17 protein-coding genes and 1 pseudogene are annotated in these 17,805 nt (G+C 67.7%); 5 read left to right on the forward strand and 13 right to left on the reverse strand.

What is annotated here, in order from left to right:
• Nucleotides 1–129: 129 nt before the first annotated feature.
• Together ilvA and queF are read left to right on the forward strand one after the other, a co-directional pair.
• On the forward strand, nt 130–1,653 hold the full coding sequence (gene ilvA, locus DID99_RS03650) for a threonine ammonia-lyase, biosynthetic (protein WP_044848605.1): 1,524 nt from the start codon (nt 130–132) through the stop codon (nt 1,651–1,653).
• A 12-nt stretch (nt 1,654–1,665) separates the two neighbouring features.
• On the forward strand, nt 1,666–2,496 hold the full coding sequence (gene queF / locus DID99_RS03655; RefSeq protein WP_044848604.1) for an NADPH-dependent 7-cyano-7-deazaguanine reductase QueF: 831 nt from the start codon (nt 1,666–1,668) through the stop codon (nt 2,494–2,496).
• A gap of 84 nt (nt 2,497–2,580) precedes the next feature.
• On the opposite strand, the pseudogene DID99_RS03660 reads toward queF, so the two are convergent.
• The 6 genes and pseudogenes from DID99_RS03660 to DID99_RS03685 all read right to left on the reverse strand — a co-directional run.
• Nucleotides 2,581–2,773, reverse strand: a pseudogene (locus DID99_RS03660) (RidA family protein); the annotation flags it as partial.
• Between the two features lie 93 nt (nt 2,774–2,866).
• Nucleotides 2,867–3,220 (reverse strand): DUF1493 family protein, encoded by a 354-nt coding sequence (locus tag DID99_RS03665; protein ID WP_124488599.1) that lies wholly within the window; start codon nt 3,218–3,220, stop codon nt 2,867–2,869.
• On the reverse strand, nt 3,220–3,654 hold the full coding sequence (locus DID99_RS03670; RefSeq protein WP_124666076.1) for an STM2901 family protein: 435 nt from the start codon (nt 3,652–3,654) through the stop codon (nt 3,220–3,222). Before DID99_RS03670 ends, DID99_RS03665 begins: the two co-directional genes overlap by 1 nt.
• Before the next feature lie 353 nt (nt 3,655–4,007).
• A complete protein-coding gene (locus tag DID99_RS03675) occupies nt 4,008–4,394 on the reverse strand; it encodes a RidA family protein (protein WP_014896068.1) in 387 nt (128 codons plus the stop codon).
• Nucleotides 4,395–4,517: 123 nt separating this feature from the next.
• Nucleotides 4,518–5,999 carry an amidohydrolase family protein gene (locus tag DID99_RS03680; protein WP_124572095.1) on the reverse strand — a complete coding sequence of 494 codons (1,482 nt, stop codon included), beginning with the start codon at nt 5,997–5,999 and terminating at the stop codon, nt 4,518–4,520.
• 2 nt (nt 6,000–6,001) lie between these two features.
• Nucleotides 6,002–6,931 carry a MurR/RpiR family transcriptional regulator gene (locus DID99_RS03685; RefSeq protein WP_124666077.1) on the reverse strand — a complete coding sequence of 310 codons (930 nt, stop codon included), beginning with the start codon at nt 6,929–6,931 and terminating at the stop codon, nt 6,002–6,004.
• 119 nt (nt 6,932–7,050) lie between these two features.
• On the opposite strand from DID99_RS03685, the gene DID99_RS03690 reads away from it, so the two are divergent.
• On the forward strand, nt 7,051–8,331 hold the full coding sequence (locus DID99_RS03690; protein WP_124666078.1) for an amino acid deaminase: 1,281 nt from the start codon (nt 7,051–7,053) through the stop codon (nt 8,329–8,331).
• A 178-nt stretch (nt 8,332–8,509) separates the two neighbouring features.
• Nucleotides 8,510–9,091 carry a DJ-1/PfpI family protein gene (locus DID99_RS03695; RefSeq protein ID WP_044848600.1) on the forward strand — a complete coding sequence of 194 codons (582 nt, stop codon included), beginning with the start codon at nt 8,510–8,512 and terminating at the stop codon, nt 9,089–9,091.
• A 121-nt stretch (nt 9,092–9,212) separates the two neighbouring features.
• Here the strand turns inward: DID99_RS03695 and DID99_RS03700 are convergent, their stop codons facing one another.
• Both DID99_RS03700 and DID99_RS03705 read right to left on the reverse strand, forming a co-directional pair.
• Nucleotides 9,213–9,659, reverse strand: coding sequence for a MarR family winged helix-turn-helix transcriptional regulator (locus DID99_RS03700; RefSeq protein WP_044848599.1), 447 nt, complete (start codon nt 9,657–9,659; stop codon nt 9,213–9,215).
• Between the two features lie 34 nt (nt 9,660–9,693).
• The gene (locus tag DID99_RS03705; protein WP_124521029.1) at nt 9,694–11,289 is read right to left on the reverse strand and encodes an MDR family MFS transporter; all 1,596 of its coding nucleotides are present in this window, start codon (nt 11,287–11,289) and stop codon (nt 9,694–9,696) included.
• 111 nt (nt 11,290–11,400) lie between these two features.
• On the opposite strand from DID99_RS03705, the gene DID99_RS03710 reads away from it, so the two are divergent.
• Nucleotides 11,401–12,243, forward strand: coding sequence for an EcsC family protein (locus DID99_RS03710; protein ID WP_044848597.1), 843 nt, complete (start codon nt 11,401–11,403; stop codon nt 12,241–12,243).
• On the opposite strand, the gene DID99_RS03715 is transcribed toward DID99_RS03710, so the two are convergent.
• From DID99_RS03715 to DID99_RS03735, 5 genes are all read right to left on the reverse strand, one after another.
• The gene (locus DID99_RS03715; protein WP_124666079.1) at nt 12,213–13,175 is read right to left on the reverse strand and encodes an alpha/beta hydrolase; all 963 of its coding nucleotides are present in this window, start codon (nt 13,173–13,175) and stop codon (nt 12,213–12,215) included. The two genes, DID99_RS03710 and DID99_RS03715, sit on opposite strands and share 31 nt — an antisense overlap.
• A gap of 116 nt (nt 13,176–13,291) precedes the next feature.
• Nucleotides 13,292–13,726, reverse strand: a complete 435-nt coding sequence (locus DID99_RS03720; RefSeq protein ID WP_044848607.1) for a CHRD domain-containing protein — start codon at nt 13,724–13,726, stop codon at nt 13,292–13,294.
• Nucleotides 13,727–14,086: 360 nt separating this feature from the next.
• Nucleotides 14,087–14,860 carry a class II aldolase/adducin family protein gene (locus DID99_RS03725; protein ID WP_124666080.1) on the reverse strand — a complete coding sequence of 258 codons (774 nt, stop codon included), beginning with the start codon at nt 14,858–14,860 and terminating at the stop codon, nt 14,087–14,089.
• A 247-nt stretch (nt 14,861–15,107) separates the two neighbouring features.
• The gene (locus DID99_RS03730; protein WP_124488591.1) at nt 15,108–16,733 is read right to left on the reverse strand and encodes a phospholipase D family protein; all 1,626 of its coding nucleotides are present in this window, start codon (nt 16,731–16,733) and stop codon (nt 15,108–15,110) included.
• A 234-nt stretch (nt 16,734–16,967) separates the two neighbouring features.
• The gene (locus DID99_RS03735; protein WP_124488590.1) at nt 16,968–17,684 is read right to left on the reverse strand and encodes a FadR/GntR family transcriptional regulator; all 717 of its coding nucleotides are present in this window, start codon (nt 17,682–17,684) and stop codon (nt 16,968–16,970) included.
• Nucleotides 17,685–17,805 lie beyond the last annotated feature (121 nt).

The following is a 17,805-nucleotide window of genomic DNA, read 5'->3' on the forward strand; positions in this document are numbered from 1 at the left end:
TCATGCGGCCAACACGCCCGCCGGCGCGGTTCCGCGACCGTGCGCCCGGCATGCCGCTTGCGTGCGGACCGACCCTTGGCGCTATCATTGATCCTTTACCGTCTGCTTCCGCACTGCACGCGAGCGCCCATGGCATCCCACGATTACCTGAAGAAAATCCTCACCGCGCGCGTCTACGACGTCGCGCTCGAGACGGAACTCGAACCCGCCCGCAACCTGTCGGCCCGGCTGCACAACCCTGTTTACCTGAAGCGCGAGGACAACCAGCCGGTGTTCTCGTTCAAGCTGCGCGGCGCGTACAACAAGATGGCGCACATTCCGGCCGACGCGCTCGCGCGCGGCGTGATCACGGCATCGGCCGGCAATCATGCGCAGGGCGTCGCATTCTCGGCGGCCCGGATGGGCGTGAAGGCCGTGATCGTCGTGCCGGTCACGACGCCGCAGGTGAAAGTCGATGCGGTACGCGCGCACGGCGGCCCGAGCGTCGAGGTGATCCAGGCGGGCGAGTCGTACAGCGATGCATACGCGCACGCGGTCAAGGTGCAGGCGGAGCGCGACCTCACGTTCGTCCACCCGTTCGACGATCCGTACGTGATCGCCGGCCAGGGCACGATCGCGATGGAAATCCTGCGTCAGCACCAGGGTCCGATTCACGCGATCTTCGTGCCGATCGGCGGCGGCGGGCTCGCGTCCGGCGTGGCGGCCTACGTCAAGGCGGTGCGGCCGGAGATCAAGGTGTTCGGCGTGCAGGCCGAGGATTCGTGCGCGATGGCGCAGTCGCTGCAGAAGGGCGAGCGCGTCGAACTGAGCGAGGTCGGCCTGTTCGCGGACGGCACGGCGGTAAAGCTCGTCGGCGAGGAAACCTTCCGGCTGTGCCGCGAATTCCTCGACGGCGTGCTGACGGTCGACACCGACGCGCTGTGCGCGGCGATCAAGGACGTGTTCCAGGATACGCGCAGCGTGCTCGAGCCGTCCGGCGCGCTCGCGGTCGCGGGCGCGAAACAGTATGCGGAGCGCGAAGGCATCGAGAACCAGACGCTCGTCGCGGTCACGTCCGGCGCGAACATGAACTTCGACCGGATGCGCTTCGTCGCCGAACGCGCGGAAGTGGGCGAGGCGCGCGAAGCCGTGTTCGCCGTCACGATCCCCGAGGAGCGCGGCAGCTTCAAGCGCTTCTGCTCGCTCGTCGGCGATCGCAACGTGACCGAGTTCAATTACCGGATCGCCGATGCGCAGTCCGCGCACATCTTCGTCGGCGTGCAGATCAAGCGGCGCGGCGAGTCGGAGGAGATCGCCGCGAACTTCGAGTCGCACGGCTTCAAGACCGTCGACCTCACGCACGACGAGCTGTCGAAGGAGCATATCCGCTACATGGTGGGCGGCCGCTCGCCGCTCGCGCTCGAAGAGCGCCTGTTCCGCTTCGAATTCCCGGAACGGCCGGGCGCGCTGATGAAGTTCCTGTCGTCGATGGCGCCGGACTGGAACATCAGCCTGTTCCACTACCGCAACCAGGGCGCGGACTACAGCTCGATCCTCGTCGGGCTGCAGGTGCCGCAGGCCGATCGCGCCGAGTTCGAACGCTTCCTCGCGGCGCTCGGCTATCCGTATGTCGAAGAGAGCGCCAATCCCGCGTACCGCCTCTTCCTGTCGTAAAGGCTTCGTGCAATGAATCCCGAACATTCCCCGCTCGGCAAGGCGACCGTCTACGCAGCGCAGTACGACGCGTCGCTGCTGTTCCCGATCCCGCGCGCCGGGGCGCGCGAGCAGCTCGGCATCACGTCGGCGCTGCCGTTCTTCGGCACCGACATCTGGAACGCGTACGAACTGTCGTGGCTCAACGCACGCGGCAAGCCGCAGCTCGCGGTCGCGACGTTCTACGTGCCGGCCGAATCGCCGAACATCGTCGAATCGAAGTCGTTCAAGCTGTACCTCGGCTCGTTCGCGCAATCGAAGTTCGACTCGCTCGACGCGGTGCGCGACGTGCTGAAGCGCGACGTGTCGGCCGCGTGCGGCGCGAGCGTGTCGGTGCAGCTGGTGTCGCCGCACGATTTCGGCAAGCTCGAGATGGAGGAGCTCGACGGGCTGTCGCTCGATCGGCTCGACCTCGACACCGACGTGTACGAACCCGATCCGTCGCTGCTGTCGGCCGCCGACGCCGAGGACGAAGCGCCGGTCGAGGAAACGCTCGTGTCCGACCTGCTGCGCTCGAACTGCCCGGTCACCGGCCAGCCGGACTGGGGCAGCGTGCAGATTCACTACGTCGGGCCGCAGATCGATCATGCAGGGCTGCTGCGCTACATCATCTCGTTCCGCAATCACACGGGCTTTCACGAGCAGTGCGTCGAGCGGATCTTCCTCGACATCCTGCATGCGTGCAAACCGGTGAAGCTCGCGGTGTATGCGCGCTACACGCGGCGCGGCGGGCTCGACATCAATCCGTTCCGCACGAATTACAACCAGCCGATGCCGGACAACGCGCGGACGGCGCGGCAGTAATAGCGGCCCGCCTGTCACGAAACAGCCCCGCCGGCTCGCGCCGACGGGGCTGTTTCACTGTGCGCAGGGGGATGCCCGCCCGCATTACTTCACCGGCGGCTTGTAAGCGATGCAATCGACCTCGACCTTGCAATCGATGACCATGCTCGACTGCACGCACGCGCGTGCCAGCGGATGCTCGCCGAAGTACGAAACGAACACCTTGTTGAACGACGCGAAATCGCGCGCGTCGTCGATGCCACACGCCGCAGTGCACGACAAGCTCGAGGCTGTAGCCTGGAGGGGGGGTACTAGCAGGCGTTTTGGGCCTGCCATCGATCCCGATCCCGTTCTTTGAAATCCGGTCCGACACGCGTGGAGACCCGGCCTTTCACTGCATTGCGGCCAATCGCGCAGCGTTCCATTTTCTTTCTACGGCTGCACGATGCAGCATCGCGAGCGTAATCGATTCCCGCTTGAAGTCGTGGGGCTTTCGTCGCACCCACCGCTGGAATAGCGAATAGAGCAACCCCTCGCCTTCCATCAAAAAATACCGGTGGAAATCGAAATCGCCGGTGTCGACGGCAAATCGCTCAAAAAAATGCCCCATGAAGTCGTTGGCTTCGTCACCGGTCTGCCCAAGGTCTTCCCAGAGCCGAGTGCCGGCGGAGAGCGGCTTCGATGGACCGAGCCCGACCTCTGACCTGACAAAGGCTTCGATCTCGTCCCAACGCACGTTTTCCATCAGAACACCTTATCCTCAGGTTTGACGAGGCTGTTGTACCTTGAGACCGTGCCATGAACGATCCCGAACACGTCGCGCGCCAGCAGCGCCCAACCCGCGCCCGGAACGGCGCGCCCGACGAATACGCTGAGCTTCCGGGTCAGGATGATCCGAAATGACTTGATGCTTTGAAGCGTGACGGTTGGCAAAACCTTCCTGTTCAGCTGGTAGCGAAAAATCGAACGCGCCATCACGGACGCGACGGATGTTCCTTTCGTCGCACCACCGAATTTTTGCCGCGTCGGCAAAACGGGCCAGCCAGCTAGAATCAGGACCACTGCTTCGACATCGTCGATCCCGACCCGTGCGCACGTCTCTTCCACGGCAACGAAAAAGAAAAGTTCGGCGGGCGTGAGATCCGAATGAACGCCATAGCGGTATGTAGTGCTCGTCATGATTCGATTTCACGAAATCGTTGATTGGAATGACGACCATACCCAGCGATCCACCCAATTTGCTCTATCGAGATTCATCGACGCCGCTGGCGTATTGCGCGTCCATTACCGGAGCCGCCCGCCAGACGCGGCATATCGAGTCACGCTCGAGTCACAAGGATTTCATTCAGAGTGTAAAAATTCGGCGCTACTCAGGTCACTCATGATTGCGATCCCCACCGAATTATTGCGCTTGCCAGAAGACAAGTGCTCCCGATACCAACCGCCCGCGACACTTCTATTCCGCCAAAACGCAACGAGGCCGGCGCATGTTACTGCGCCGGCCCTGTGACACGACAATTGGCCCGCCCGCGTTACTTCACCGGCGCCTTGTAAGCGATGCAATCGACCTCGACCTTGCAATCGATGACCATGCTCGACTGCACGCACGCGCGTGCCGGCGGATGCTCGCCGAAGTACGACACGAACACCTTGTTGAACGACGCGAAATCGCGTGCGTCGTCGAGCCACACGCCGCAGCGCACGACGTGCTCGAGGCCGTAGCCGGCTTCCTTCAGGATCGCGATCACGTTCTCGATCGTCTGCTTCGACTGCGTGACGATCCCGCCTTCGACGACCTCGCCGTTCACCATCGGCGTCTGGCCCGACACGTACAGCCAGCCGTCGGCCTCGACCGCGCGTGCAAACGGCATCACCTGCCCGCCGGTACCCTTCGCTTCGCCCACGCCATATCGCTTCATCGTTTCACTCCTGGTTGGTCGACCGGCCTCGGCGCGCAAGCGCCGGCGCCGGTCCCATGCAACACACGGTTGCGGATGCGCGCGCCGGCATGGCGCACGCGGCAAATCGGATCAGAACCGCGTTCAGAACGCGGCGTCGGCACTCGCCGCCACGCGCTCGCCGCGCGCGACGAAACCGCCGGCGCGCTCGCCGGTCGGCTGGCCGTTCTCGTAGGTCAGCACGCCGTTCACCCACACCGCGTCGATCCCGTGCGCGGGCTGTTGCGGCTTCTCGAACGTCGCCGCATCGATCACGCGCGCCGGATCGAACAGCACGAGATCCGCGTGGTAGCCGACGTGCACTTCGCCGCGCCGCGCGATCCCGTAGCGGCGCGCGGACAGCGACGTCATCTTGCGGATCGCCTCCTCGAGCGGCAGCAGGTTCGTGTCGCGCACGTAGTGCCCGAGCACGCGCGGGAACGCGCCCCACAGCCGCGGGTGCGGCAGCGGATCGTTCGGCAGGCCGTCCGAGCCGACCATCGTCGCCGGATGCGACAGGATGCGGCGCACGTCGTCCTCGGACATGTTGTGGTACACGGCGCCGGCCGGGCGGATCCGCTGCGCGGCCTCCTGCTCGGTCACGCCCCAGTCGGCCGCGATCGCCTTCAGCAGCTTGCCGGCGACTTCCGGATGCGGTTCCGACCACGTGATCGTGATGTCGATGTCGCCCGTCACCTGCTTCAGGTCGAGCGTCGACGAGCTGCGGCTGTACGGATAGCAGTCGCAGCCGACCGGCTGGTAGCGGCGCGCGCCTTCGAGCGATGCGAGCACCTCGGTGCTGCGCCCCCAGTTCGACGGGCCCGCGCACTTCAGATGCGAGATCACGACCGGCACCTGCGCGTGGCGGCCGACGCGGTAGGCCTCGTCCATCGCGTCGAGGATCGCGTCGAATTCGGTGCGCATGTGCGTCGTGTAGAGCGCGCCCGCGTTCGCGAGCGGCTCGGCGAGCGCCATCACTTCCTCGGCCGGCGCCGCGAACGCGGAGCCGTACGCAAGGCCCGACGACAGCCCGAGCGCGCCGTTCGCGAGCGCTTCCTCGAGTTGCGTGCGCATCCCGGCGATCTCGCCGTCGGTCGCCGCGCGGTCGAGGCGGTCCATCTGGTTGTTGCGCAGCGCGGTGTGCCCGACGAGCGCCGCGACGTTCACGGCCGGACGCGCGTCGTTGACGGCCGCGACATAGGCAGCGAAGGTCGGATAGCGGAACGCGTCACGATCGCCGAGCAGGTTCATCGGGTCGGGCGGATCGCCCGCGAGCGTCACCGGCGACGCGCTGATCCCGCAGTTGCCGACGATCACGGTCGTCACGCCTTGCGAGACCTTCGGCAGCATCTGCGGCGCGCGGATCACGTGCGTGTCGTCGTGCGTGTGCACGTCGACGAAGCCCGGCGCGAGCGCGCGGCCGTTCGCATCGACGACGGTCTCGGCGAGCCAGTTCGACAGGTTGCCGATCGCCGCGATCACGCCGTTGCGGATCGCGACGTCGCGCGTGACGGGCGGTGCGCCCGTGCCGTCGTACAGCTGCGCGCCGACGATCAGCGTATCGGCGGCTTCGGGATGCGAATGCATGGTCAGTCTCCTACCGGTTGACGGTCTCCGCCGCCGCGGTGCGCATCGAGCGCATGCTTGATGCGGCGCAGCGATTCTCGGCCCGCATCGCCGAGCCGCAGCGCGACTCCGGTGACGAGCACGTCGATCGCCATCATCATCGCGTAGCGCGATGTCGAAGGCTTGTAGATGAAATCGGTTTCGAACGCGACGACCGGGATCAGGTGGTCGGCGAGCTTCGCGAGCGGCGAAGCCGGCGCGGTGATCGCGATCAGCTTCGCGCCGTAGCGCTTCGCGAGGCGGCAGCTCTCGAGCAGCTCGGGCACGCGCCCGCTCACCGACAGCGCGACGACCACGGTGTCGCGCGACAGCGTCGCCGATACCATCCGCTGCAGCAGGCTGTCCTGGTAGCTCGCGACCGGCCGGCCGAAGCGCACGAGCCGGAAGCGCAGTTCGTCGGCGAGCGCGGTCGAGCCGCCGCCCTGCCCGTACACGTAGACCATCTTCGCGCCGGCGAGGAGATCGGTCGCGGCATCGAACGACGTGTTGCGCAGCAGCTGGTGGTTGTGCGCGAGCGCCACGCGGATCTCGTCGTAGACGACCGATGCCGGGCTCGCGTCCTCTTGCGCAGGCTCGCCGGACGGCACGAGAAAGCGCTGGCCGACCGCCGCCGCCTGCGCGACGAGCACCTTCAGTTCGCGCACGTCGCGGCAGCCGACGGCCTTCGCGAACCGCGTGACCGTCGCGACGCTGACTTCCGCGTCGCGCGCGAGCGCGCCGATGCTCGCATGCGCGGCGCGCGCGAGATCGGCGAGGATGAAGGCCGCGACCTTGCGTTCGGCCTCGCGCAGCTCGGGCGCGCATTCGGCGATCCGCGCGACGATGTCGAGGACCGGCTGGGCAACCGGTTGCTCGGCGGTGAACGGAACGGACGGAGTGGCGGACGAATTCATCTGCGGAAAAGGGCGTGGCGCCTTATGTTACTAAATAACATCACCGCGCCGATGCTACTTTCTGTACCATCTGCATGTCAACTTCAGTGCAATGCATAGTGATGATGGAGCGGGATGACATGAAAGTTACAAACTATCAGGAACCGACAATCAATCCGTTGGGCAAGGGCCTCGGCAACCTGCCGAGCGCGAGCGTGCCGCTCGACGACGCAGGCCGCCTCGAGTGGAACCTGCTCGCGGAAGACGTCAGCCTGCCGGCAGCGGTGCTGTACGAGGATCGCATCGAACACAATCTGAACTGGATGCAGGCGTTCGTCCAGCAGTACGGCGCGCAGTTCGCGCCGCACGGCAAGACGACGATGGCGCCGCAACTGTTCCGCCGCCAGCTCGCCGCCGGCGCGTGGGGCATCACGCTCGCGACCGCGCACCAGACGCAGGCCGCGTATCACGGCGGCGTGCGCCGCGTGCTGCTCGCGAACCAGCTGGTCGGCCGCCAGAACATGACGATCATCGCGGGGCTGCTGTCCGATCCCGACTTCGAGTTCTTCTGCCTCGTCGATTCGGCCGACAGCGTCGACCAGCTCGGCCGCTTCTTCGGCGATGCGAAGAAAACGCTGAACGTGCTGATCGAACTCGGCGTGCCGGGCGGCCGCGCGGGCGTGCGCGACGCCGCGCAGCGCACCGCCGTGCTCGACGCGATCGCGCGCTATCCGGACACGCTGAAGCTGGCCGGCATCGAGCTCTACGAAGGCGTGTTGAAGGAGGAAGGCGAGATCCGCGCGTTCCTGCAGGACGCGGTCGCGTTCACGCGCGAGCTGGCCGAAGCCGGCCGCTTCGCGCGCACGCCGGCGATCCTGTCGGGTGCCGGCTCGGCGTGGTACGACGTGGTCGCGGAGGAATTCGCGAAGGCGTCCGATGACGGTTTCGCGGAAGTCGTGCTGCGTCCGGGCTGCTACCTGACGCACGACGTCGGCATCTACAAGAAGGCGCAGACCGACGTGTTCGCGCGCAACCCGATCGCCCGCAGGATGGGCGAAGGGCTGCTGCCGGCGCTGCAGCTGTGGGCGTACGTGCAATCGGTGCCGGAAGCCGACCGCGCGATCATCGCGCTCGGCAAGCGCGACGCGGCGTTCGACGCGGGCCTGCCCGAGCCGGCGCGCCATTTCCGCCCGGGTCGCGACAGCGCGCCGCGCGACGTCGCCGCGAGCGAAGGCTGGGCCGTCACCGGGATGATGGACCAGCACGCGTACCTGCAGATCCCGCCGGGCGCGGACGTGAAGGTCGGCGACATGGTCGCGTTCGATATCTCGCATCCGTGCCTGACGTTCGACAAGTGGCGCCAGCTGCTCGTGCTCGATCCGCAGTTCCGCGTGACGGAAGTCGTCGAAACCTTCTTCTGACGCCTGGCGCGCCATCGCGCCGCCTCGCCGCCCCACCGCAGCGCGGGGCGGCCGTCACGCGCGCTTCAATCTGCCGGAGTACACTGCGCTTTCGTCCTCGGGGCTGCTTCGCCGCCGCCGCGCATGCCTGCCGCGCCCGGCGCGAACGGCCCCTCAACGCTGTTCAATGGAGAAAGCCATGGCCGCGAAGAAGATCCTGTTCCTGACCGGTGATTTCGCCGAAGACTACGAAACGATGGTGCCGTTCCAGGCGCTGCAGGCCGTCGGCCATCACGTCGATGCAGTCTGCCCGGGCAAGCGCGCGGGCGACAAGGTCAAGACCGCGATCCACGATTTCGAGGGCGACCAGACCTACACCGAGAAGCCCGGCCACAACTTCACGCTGAACGCGACGTTCGACGACGTCGATGCGGCGGGCTACGACGCGCTCGCGATCGCGGGCGGCCGCGCGCCGGAATACCTGCGTCTCGATGCGAAGGTGATCGCGCTGGTGCGCGCGTTCGCCGAAGCCGGCAAGCCGATCGCCGCGATCTGCCATGCGGCGCAGCTGCTCGCGGCCGCCGACGTGATCCGCGGCAAGCGCATCTCGGCCTACCCGGCCTGCGCGCCCGAAGTAAAGCTCGCGGGCGGCGAGTATGCGGACATCCCGGTCGACGCGGCCGTGACCGACGCGCCGTTCGTCACCGCGCCCGCGTGGCCCGCGCATCCGGCCTGGCTCGCGCAGTTCCTCGCGCTGCTCGGCACGCGCATCGAGCTGTGAACGAGGTGGAATGAATTGAAGTGAAACGCCGGCCGGCGGCGGGTTCGCGCAGCCCGCATGCCGTGCCGATCAAGACCGGCCGACGGGGCGCATCCCGTCGCGCCGCTCCCCGCCCCGCCCTTCAGCGCGATGCCGGCGTCGAGCCGACATCCGCAATCCGCGACTCCAGCATCGCCAGCGCGCCCGACAAGGCGGTCAGCACGTCGTCCGGCAGTTGCGCCATCGTCTGGTCGAGGAACGCCTTGCGGCGCGGCAGGCACGCGTCGAACGCGGCGCGGCCCTCGGCGGTCAGCGTGACGTTGGTCACGCGGTTGTCGCGCGCATCGGACGCGCGCTCGATCCAGCCGAGCGCGTCGAGCGACTTCAACTGGCGCGTGAGCGCGCCCGGATCGATGCGCAGCACCTCGACGAGCTTCTTCTGCGACGAATGCCCGTCCATCGTGTGCAGCGCGACCATGATGCGCCAGCGCGGCATCGGCTGCCCGACGTGCGTTTCGAACGCGGTCATGAACGCGCGATACGTGCGTCCGAATTGCTGCAAGATCGCGACGCGGTCCTGTTCTTCCATGCGCTGATGCCTACTCGTTCAATCGGTGAATCGTTCAATCGGCCGCGACATGCGGCTCGATCTTGTGCCGCAGCGCGATCGGCGGCACGCGGCGGGACTGCCACACCGACACCACGGCGACGACGGCCGCCATCGCGACACCCAGGTGAATCGCGCCGACCAGCGATTCGCGGGCCGTTTCCAGCAGCAGCGCGCCATTATGCCCGGCGCGGGTCAGCTCCGCGACCAGACCGCCTTGCGCGGCGCGGTCGATCAGGATCTGCGGATCGGCGAGCTGCGCGTGCCACTGCAGCGCGTGCTCGCCCGACAGCGCGTCGCGCACGCCGCTCGAATACATCTGGTTGACCAGCGTGCCCGTGAGCGCGGTGCCGATCATCCCGCCGACCATGCGCAGCGACTGCAGCAGCGCGGTCGCGATGCCGAGGTGCTCGCGGCCGGCCGTCTGCTGCGCGAACACGGTGAGGTTCGGCAGCACGAAGCCGAGGCCGATACCGCCCGCGACCATCAGCGCCATCAGCATCCAGGTCGGCGTCGTGTGCGTCGACACGACGATGCCCGCGCATGCGATCGCGAACAGCACGAAACCGACATGCAGCATCGCGTTCGGATTGCGGATGCGCGTGACGACGCGGCCGTTCATGATGCTGCCGATCGTGATGAACACGACGAGCGGCGTGATCACGAGCCCCGCCGCCTTCGGCGACATCCCGAAGCCGCCCTGGAACAGGAGCGGCGCGTAGAACAAGAGCGAGAACATCGAGAAGCCGGCCAGGATCGCGAGCACGAACAGCGCCGACAGCGCGCGGTTGCCGAACATGTCGAACGGCAGAATCGGCTGCGCGCAGCGCTTTTCCCAATGCCACAAGCCGATGCCGGCGCCGACCGCGACGACCAGCAGCAGCGAGGCCCAGCTCATCACGCCGTACTTCGGCAGCCATTCGACGAACAGCTGCAGCGCACCGAGCGAGACCGCGATCAGCAGCGCGCCGGGCCAGTCGAGCCGCATCTTGCGGTCGTGCTCGACGTGCCGCAGGTGCGGCAGGTAGCGCCACACGAAGAACAGCGACAGCAGGCCGACCGGCAGGTTGACGTAGAACACCGAGCGCCAGCCGAACGACTGGGTCAGGATCCCGCCGAGCGACGGTCCGACCGCGTTCGCGATGCCGAATGCGGAGCTCATCAGCACCTGCCAGCGCAACCGCACGACGGAATCGGGGAACAAATCGGGAATGCACGCGAACGCGGTACCGACCAGCATCCCGCCGCCGATCCCCTGCAGGCCGCGGGCGAGCACCAGGAACAACATGTCGTTGGCCATCCCGCACAGCACCGACGCGCCGGTGAACACGACGATCGACGCGATCACGAACCACTTGCGGCCGTAGTAGTCGCCGAGGCGGCCGAAGATCGGCACGGTGATCACGGAACTGAGCAGGTACGAGGTCGCGACCCACGCGTACAGGTCGAAACCCCTCAACTCGGCGACGATGGTCGGCAACGCGGTGCCGACGACCGTCTGGTCGAGCGCGACGAGCATGGTGACGAACGAGATCCCGATCATCGCCAGCAGCGATTCGCGGAACGGCAGGACTTGCCCGCTCGAATGGTGGGCGGCAGTATGGACGGCCATTTTTTTGTTGATGCAACTTTTGACGAGTCAAACAATCTCAAAATTCTAGCACGGCGGAGTAATCTAGGCCGGCGAAGGTGCGGGGCCCGCTCCCCACCGCCAAGGAGAAAGATGGAACCGATTTCAATCACGCCTGCCGCGACGCTGTCGCCGGAAGACCAGGACGCGTTGCGACGCGCGAAACAGGTGCTGGAAAGCCCGTCGCTGACGATGAAGCTGACCGGCGTGCTGGGCGCGCCGGTCGAGAAGATGATCGCGCGGCTGCCGGACTTCGCGACCGGCAAGATCAACGACGCGACGCAGCTTGCGCTGCGCAAGTGCCTGAACATCGCGCTGCGCACGCTCGGCAAGCCGCAGACGCCCGATGCCGAGCCGGACAAGCCGAGCAACCTGCTGCACAAGCTCGCGGTCGCGACGACCGGCGCGGCGGGCGGCGCGTTCGGCTTCCTCGCGCTGCCGGTCGAGCTGCCGGTCACGACCACGCTGATCTTCCGCTCGGTATGCGACATCGCGCGCAGCGAGGGCGAGGACCTGGGCTCGGTGGACACGCAGCTGCAGTGCCTGGCCGTGCTCGGCATGGGCGGCAACCCGGACAAGCGGGAAGAGGACGCCGATCTCGGCTATTTCGTGCTGCGCGGCGCGCTCGCGCAGGCGATTTCGAAGGCGTCGTCGGACATCACGACGAAAGGGATCGCCGCGCACAGCTCGGCGGCGGTGTTCAAGCTCGTGCAGACGGTCGCATCACGCTTCTCGGTGCAGGTCACCGAGCAGATGGCCGCGAAGTCGATCCCGGCGATCGGCGCGGTGCTCGGCGCGACCGTCAACACGCTGTTCATCGACCACTTCCAGCAGATGGCGCACGGCCATTTCACCGTGCGCCGGCTCGAGCGCAAGTACGGCTCGGTGGCCGTGCAGGCCGCGTATCAGGCGATCGACGGCTCGCCCGCGCGCTGAACCGCCCGCTCGACCGCGACGCGGCGCAGGAACGCGGCCGCCCGGTCGAGCGCGGCGCGCGACTCCGGCACCATCGGCGTGTACAGCTGCCACACGTGCGGCATGTCGGGCCACACCTCGATCTCCACCGGCACGCCGGCCGCTTTCGCGCTGTCGGCGACGCGGCGCACGTCGTCGAGCAGCACCTCGGTGCTGCCGGCCTGGATGAAGAGCGGCGGCAGCCCGGTCAAGTCCGCATAGAGCGGCGACGCGTACGGATGCGTCGCCGATGCGTCGCCCAGATACAGCTGCGCCGCCTTCGGCAGCGCCGCGGCCGCGAACATCGGGTCGAGGCCGTCGTTGCTGCGCATCGTCGCGCCGGTTCCGGCCAGGTCGGTCCAGGGCGAGAACAGGATCGCGCCGGCCGGCAACGGTTCGCCGCGATCGCGCAGCGCGACGAGCGTCGCGAGCGCGAGGCCGCCGCCCGCGGAATCGCCGCCGAACACGATCGACTCGGGCGGCGTGCCGAGCGCGAGCAATTGCCGGTACGCGGCCAGCGCGTCGTCGAGCGCGGCCGGGAAGCGGTTCTCGGGGGCGAGCCGGTAATCGAGCGAGAACGAGCGCACGCCCGCGCGCTTGGTGAGGCCGAACACGAGCGGCCGATGGGTTTTCGTCGAACAGAAGTAGTAGCCGCCGCCGTGGAAGTACAGCAGCGTGCGGCCGGGCCCGCGCGCGCCGAGCGCATCGGTGCGTTCGAGCCATTCGCCGCGCAGCGGCGCGTCGCCGGGACGGTAGCATTCGCGCAGGCGGTAGCCCGACGGCGCGCGACGCGGCACGACCATTCTCAGGTCGGTGAAGCGCCGCGCGCGGGCGGGATCGAGCACCGGGCGCGTGGTCTCGGGACGAAACTGCCGGCGCAGCAGCCAGCACGCGAACTTGCTTTGCCAACTCATCGAACCTACTCCGTCATCGCAGTGTCACGATGGTACGTGCGATCGTTGCCGCGCCGCTCGACGGGAGCCTCTACATCAAACGCCAGCCTCGGTTTGCCGGCCTAGGTTCGCCGGCCTCAGTTCGCCGGCATCACCTGGCCGCGGATCTCGCCGGCCGGATGCTCCTTCGTGTGCACGTTGAAGTACCACTTGCCGCTCATCAGGTCGGTCACCTGCGCGTCGGTGAGCGCCTTCGATCCCTTGATCGGGCTCGCGAGCTCGTCCTTCGGGATCGGCACCTGCACGCCGGCGTTCTGGCCGACCGGCGCGGGCCCGTGGAAGTGCGCGGCGGTCGCCGGCCCCGTGAGGTGTTCGTAAGTCACCGTCCACTGCAGCAGGTGGCTGGCCGTGTCGTAGGTCGCATCGACGGCGCCGGCGCCCTTGGTCGCGGTGGGCGGCACTTCGCTCGACGGCTGCAGGTTGGCGGACAGGCGCACCGTTTCGGCAGCGGCGCTGCCGGCGGCCAGCACGCCCGCGAGCAACGCCACCTGGAGCAAACGCAGCTTCGGCATGAATTCTCCTTGTACGACGTGGTACGCCACCCGGCCGGGGGACGCTCCATGATGGTAGTCGATCGCCGCCGATCCGGCAGCCCGCGCGTCGCGCGCCAGCCTGACGGAACCTGGAAGAGACCTTTGCAGCACGCGCCCTGAATCTGCGCGCGGCCTTTCGCTACACTTCGTCTCACAGTTGCTTGTTTCCTTCGTCCGAAGGAGTCTGCGAGTATTCACGCGGCCATCCGGCCGCGTTTTTTTTGCGCGTGCCGCACGGCATACGGGCATCGTCCGGCACATTCCGCTGCGCTCACCATCAAGCGTCGCGAATCGATTTCGCCGCGGCGGTCTAGCCCGGCATCGCGCCGGCACCGCGCCTCACGCGCGATAGCCGGGATCGATGCGATCGACGATGCGCTGCAACGCGTCGAACGCGTCCTGCCCCGCACCGTGCTTCGGATCGAAATTCAGCGAATCGCGCACGCAGCCCTCCAGCACCGGCGGCGCGATCGGCAGTGCGTCGCCGATCGCATGGGTCGCGACCTGCACCTCGCACGCGCGATTGAGCAGCCACATCAACGAGAAGGTCTGCGCGAGCGTCGCGCCGATCGTCACGGGCCCGTGGTTGCGCAGCAGCAGCACGGGCCGCCCGCCGGCGCTCTCGACGATGCGCCGCCCTTCCTCGAGATGCACGGTGATGCCCTCGAAATCGTGATACGCGATCTTCCCGTACAGCTGCGCCGAATAGAAGTTCGAGAACGACAGCCCGTCGCGCGAGCAGCACACGGCCATCGTGGGCGTCGTATGCACGTGCATCACGCAGTGCGCGTCGGCCAGCGCCGCATGGATCGCGCTGTGGAAGGTGAAGCCGGCCGGATTGATCGGCCAGTCGGAATGGCCGATCACGTTGCCGTCGAGGTCGATCTTCACGAGGTTCGACGCGCACACCTCGCGGTAATGGAGCCCGAACGGATTGATCAGGAAATGGCCGTCCTCGCCCGGCACGCGCAGCGAGATATGGTTGTAGATCAGCTCGGTCCAGCCGAGATGGTCGAAGATCCGGTAGGCGGCCGCGAGCTGCACGCGCGCCTGCCACTCGGCTTCGGAAAAACGGGCGGGACGCGTGAACGGCTGGTTGGGTACACGTTGCATGGGGCACTCCGGTTGCGGGCTTGCGCGGCCGCGCGGGCGGCGCGCGTATCGTCCCTCGTCTCCTGGCGGCGCACGCGGCGTGCTTGGCGCACATGGCGCGTGCGGCGCGTCGTTCGGCACCGCTGCGGCCCGCATTGCGCGAGCCGTCCGGCGGCACCCTTCACGATACGCATATCGTTGCGCGCACAACCATATCACCTTTCCCCGCGCACCGGTATCGCGGGTTTGGCCCGAGCCGTTCCGGCCCTTACAACTGGTCGTCGACCGGCAGCAGCATGAAAAGGCCGGTCATCACGTTGCGCAGCAACCCGGCGTGCGGATCGACGTGATAGAGGGTCGACTGGCCGCCGTCGACGCCCGTCCATTCGAGTGCCGGCGGCCCGCCGTCCATTTGCTTCACGAGCGTGACGCGATAGCTTTCATCAGGCTGCGTCACCCGTGCGAAGATCTCCGCGGCCTGCTGCGCGAGCACCGGGCTGTGGATCACGAGCGCGAGCTCGGTGTTGAGGTGCGCCGAGCGCGGGTCGAGATTCAGCGAGCCGATCACCAGGATGTGCCGGTCGATCACGTACGCCTTCGCGTGCAGGCTTGCACGCGAGCGCGAGCCGAACAGCCGCGCGGACTGCTGGCCCGGCTGTGCCTTGAACTCGTACAGCTCGACGCCGCGCTCGAGCAACGGCACGCGGTACGGCGCGTAGCCGGCCTGCACCGCGACCGCATCGGTCGCCGCGAGCGAATTCGTCACGATCGCGACGCGCACGCCGCGCCCGACCGTGTCGCCGAGGATCTTCACGCCGGCATCGTGCGGCACGAAGTACGGCGAAAACGCGAGGAATTCCTTCTGCGCGCCGCGCATCAGTTCGACGAGGCGCTGCATCGGCGGGCTCACGTATGCATCGGTCGGCTGCGCGACCTTGGTCGGCGCATCGACCTTGAATTCGGCCGGCGCCCACACGAGCGCGAGCTGGTCGCGCGCGATCTGCTGCGCGAGCGGTGTCGCGTTCAGCGGCTTCGCGTTGTACGGGTCGGCATTCTTGCGCCAGTGGTCGCGCAGCTCGTCGCGCATCGCGTCGAGATCCTTCGGAGCGAACGTCTGATGATTCAGCACGCGCAACGGATAGCTGCTCGCGCTCGCCCAGTAGCCGTCGAAGCTCTTCGAGACATCGTTCGTCACGGGGCCCGCGGCGAGCACGTCGAGATCGCGAAACTGCAACGTCGGGCTCGCACTGAAGTATTCGTCGCCGAGATTGCGGCCGCCGACGATCGCGAGCTGGTTGTCCGCGATCATCGCCTTGTTGTGCATCCGCCGCGTGAAGCTGTCGATCCGCGTGAAGTAGTTGGCCGTGCGCTCGACCATCCCGTATTGCGACGCGCCGAACGGATTGAACACGCGAATCTCGATGTTCGTGTGCGTGTTCAGCGCGGCCATGACGCGATCGATGTCGTGGAAGTTCAGGTCGTCGACCAGCATCCGCACGCGCACGCCGCGATCGGCCGCATACAGCGCCGCGCCCAGCAGCAGCTTGCCGGTCGTGTCCTCGGTCGCGATGTAGTACTGCATGTCGAGCGTCTTCGTCGCCGCGCGTGCGAGCGCGATGCGCATCTGCAGCGCGGTCGCGCCGTCGGGCAGCAGCCGGAAGCCCGACTGCCCCGGATGCGCGGCTTCCGGCGCGGCCAGCGCAGCGCGCAACGGCGTCGCGGTATCGGTCGGCAACGCGTGCGAGACGGGACGATCGAGCGTGGTGGCGGGCGGATGCGTCGCGCAGGCGGTGGCCAGCGACAGCAGCGCGCACACGGCGAGCGCGCAGGCCGGGCGGCCGACGGCGCGCAACGACAATGCGGCCGGCGCGCACCGGATCAAGGACGTGAGCACGGAAACTCCCTCGACAGGCGGATCAACGGGTCCGCAATCGCCGCGGCGCGCGGCTGACGGGCGGGTTCAATCGATTCTAGGGGGCGCCCGATGAACCGGTCAATCGTGCGCCCGGCGCATGCGGCGCCGAGCCGCCACGCATGCCGCGCGCGGCCGCGGCCCTGAACCGCGGCCGGCGGGCGTCCTCGGATTCGACCGCCAGGCGGACCCGCCGCGCCCATGGTCCAACCAATCTCACGGCGCGTCGTCGCTTCGCTCGAAGTGGCTGCGCACGTAGTCGATATGGGTCTGCATCGCCGTGCGCGCCTCCTCGGGCCGGTGCGCGCAGATCGCGTCGCAGACCACCCGGTGCTGCTGCAGCAGCAACTCCGATGCCTGCTCGTCGTGCGTGGTCATCCCCGCGACGTTGATCGAGATGTGCTCGCGCAGCATCCCGAGCACGCTCGTGTGCAGGTGCAGGAACATCGTGTTGTGCGACGCGAGCGCGATCGCCTCGTGCAGCTTCGCGTCAGCCGACGCCTCGAGGGCCGCGTCGTCGTTCGCGTGCGCGGTCTCGAGCTCGCGCAGCAGCGCGCGGATCCGGCGCCGGTCGTGCGCGTCGGCGCGCAGCGCGGCGAAATACGCGGTCGCGCCTTCGAGCACGCGGCGAAACTCGAGTATGTCGTCGCGCAGCGCCGGATGGTCGGCAACCAGTTGGCCCCACGGCGACGCGATGCCCGCGCGCAACTGGTCCGTCACGTAGACGCCCGCGCCGCGCCGGCTCTGCAGCAGCCCGCGCGCGACGAGCCGCTGGGTCGCCTCGCGCACCGTATTGCGCGCGACGCCGTACTGCTGCGCGAGCACGCGCTCGGCCGGCAGCCGCGCGCCGGCCGGCCACGTGCCGTCGAGCAGCGCCGTCTCGATCTTGCGCATCACCACTTCGGTCCGGCCCCGTGCCGTCATCGCCGCCATCGCCGTCTCCCCATCCGGAATACCCGTCACGCCGATTGGCCCAACCAATTTGAGCTGCGGCGCCGTCGCGGGAATTATGCAGCGAAATCGTCGTCCCGCATTCGCATGCCGGGCCGGCACC

Origin of the sequence: Burkholderia sp. Bp8986 (genome assembly GCF_003854225.1) — a bacterium.
Lineage (GTDB): Bacteria > Pseudomonadota > Gammaproteobacteria > Burkholderiales > Burkholderiaceae > Burkholderia.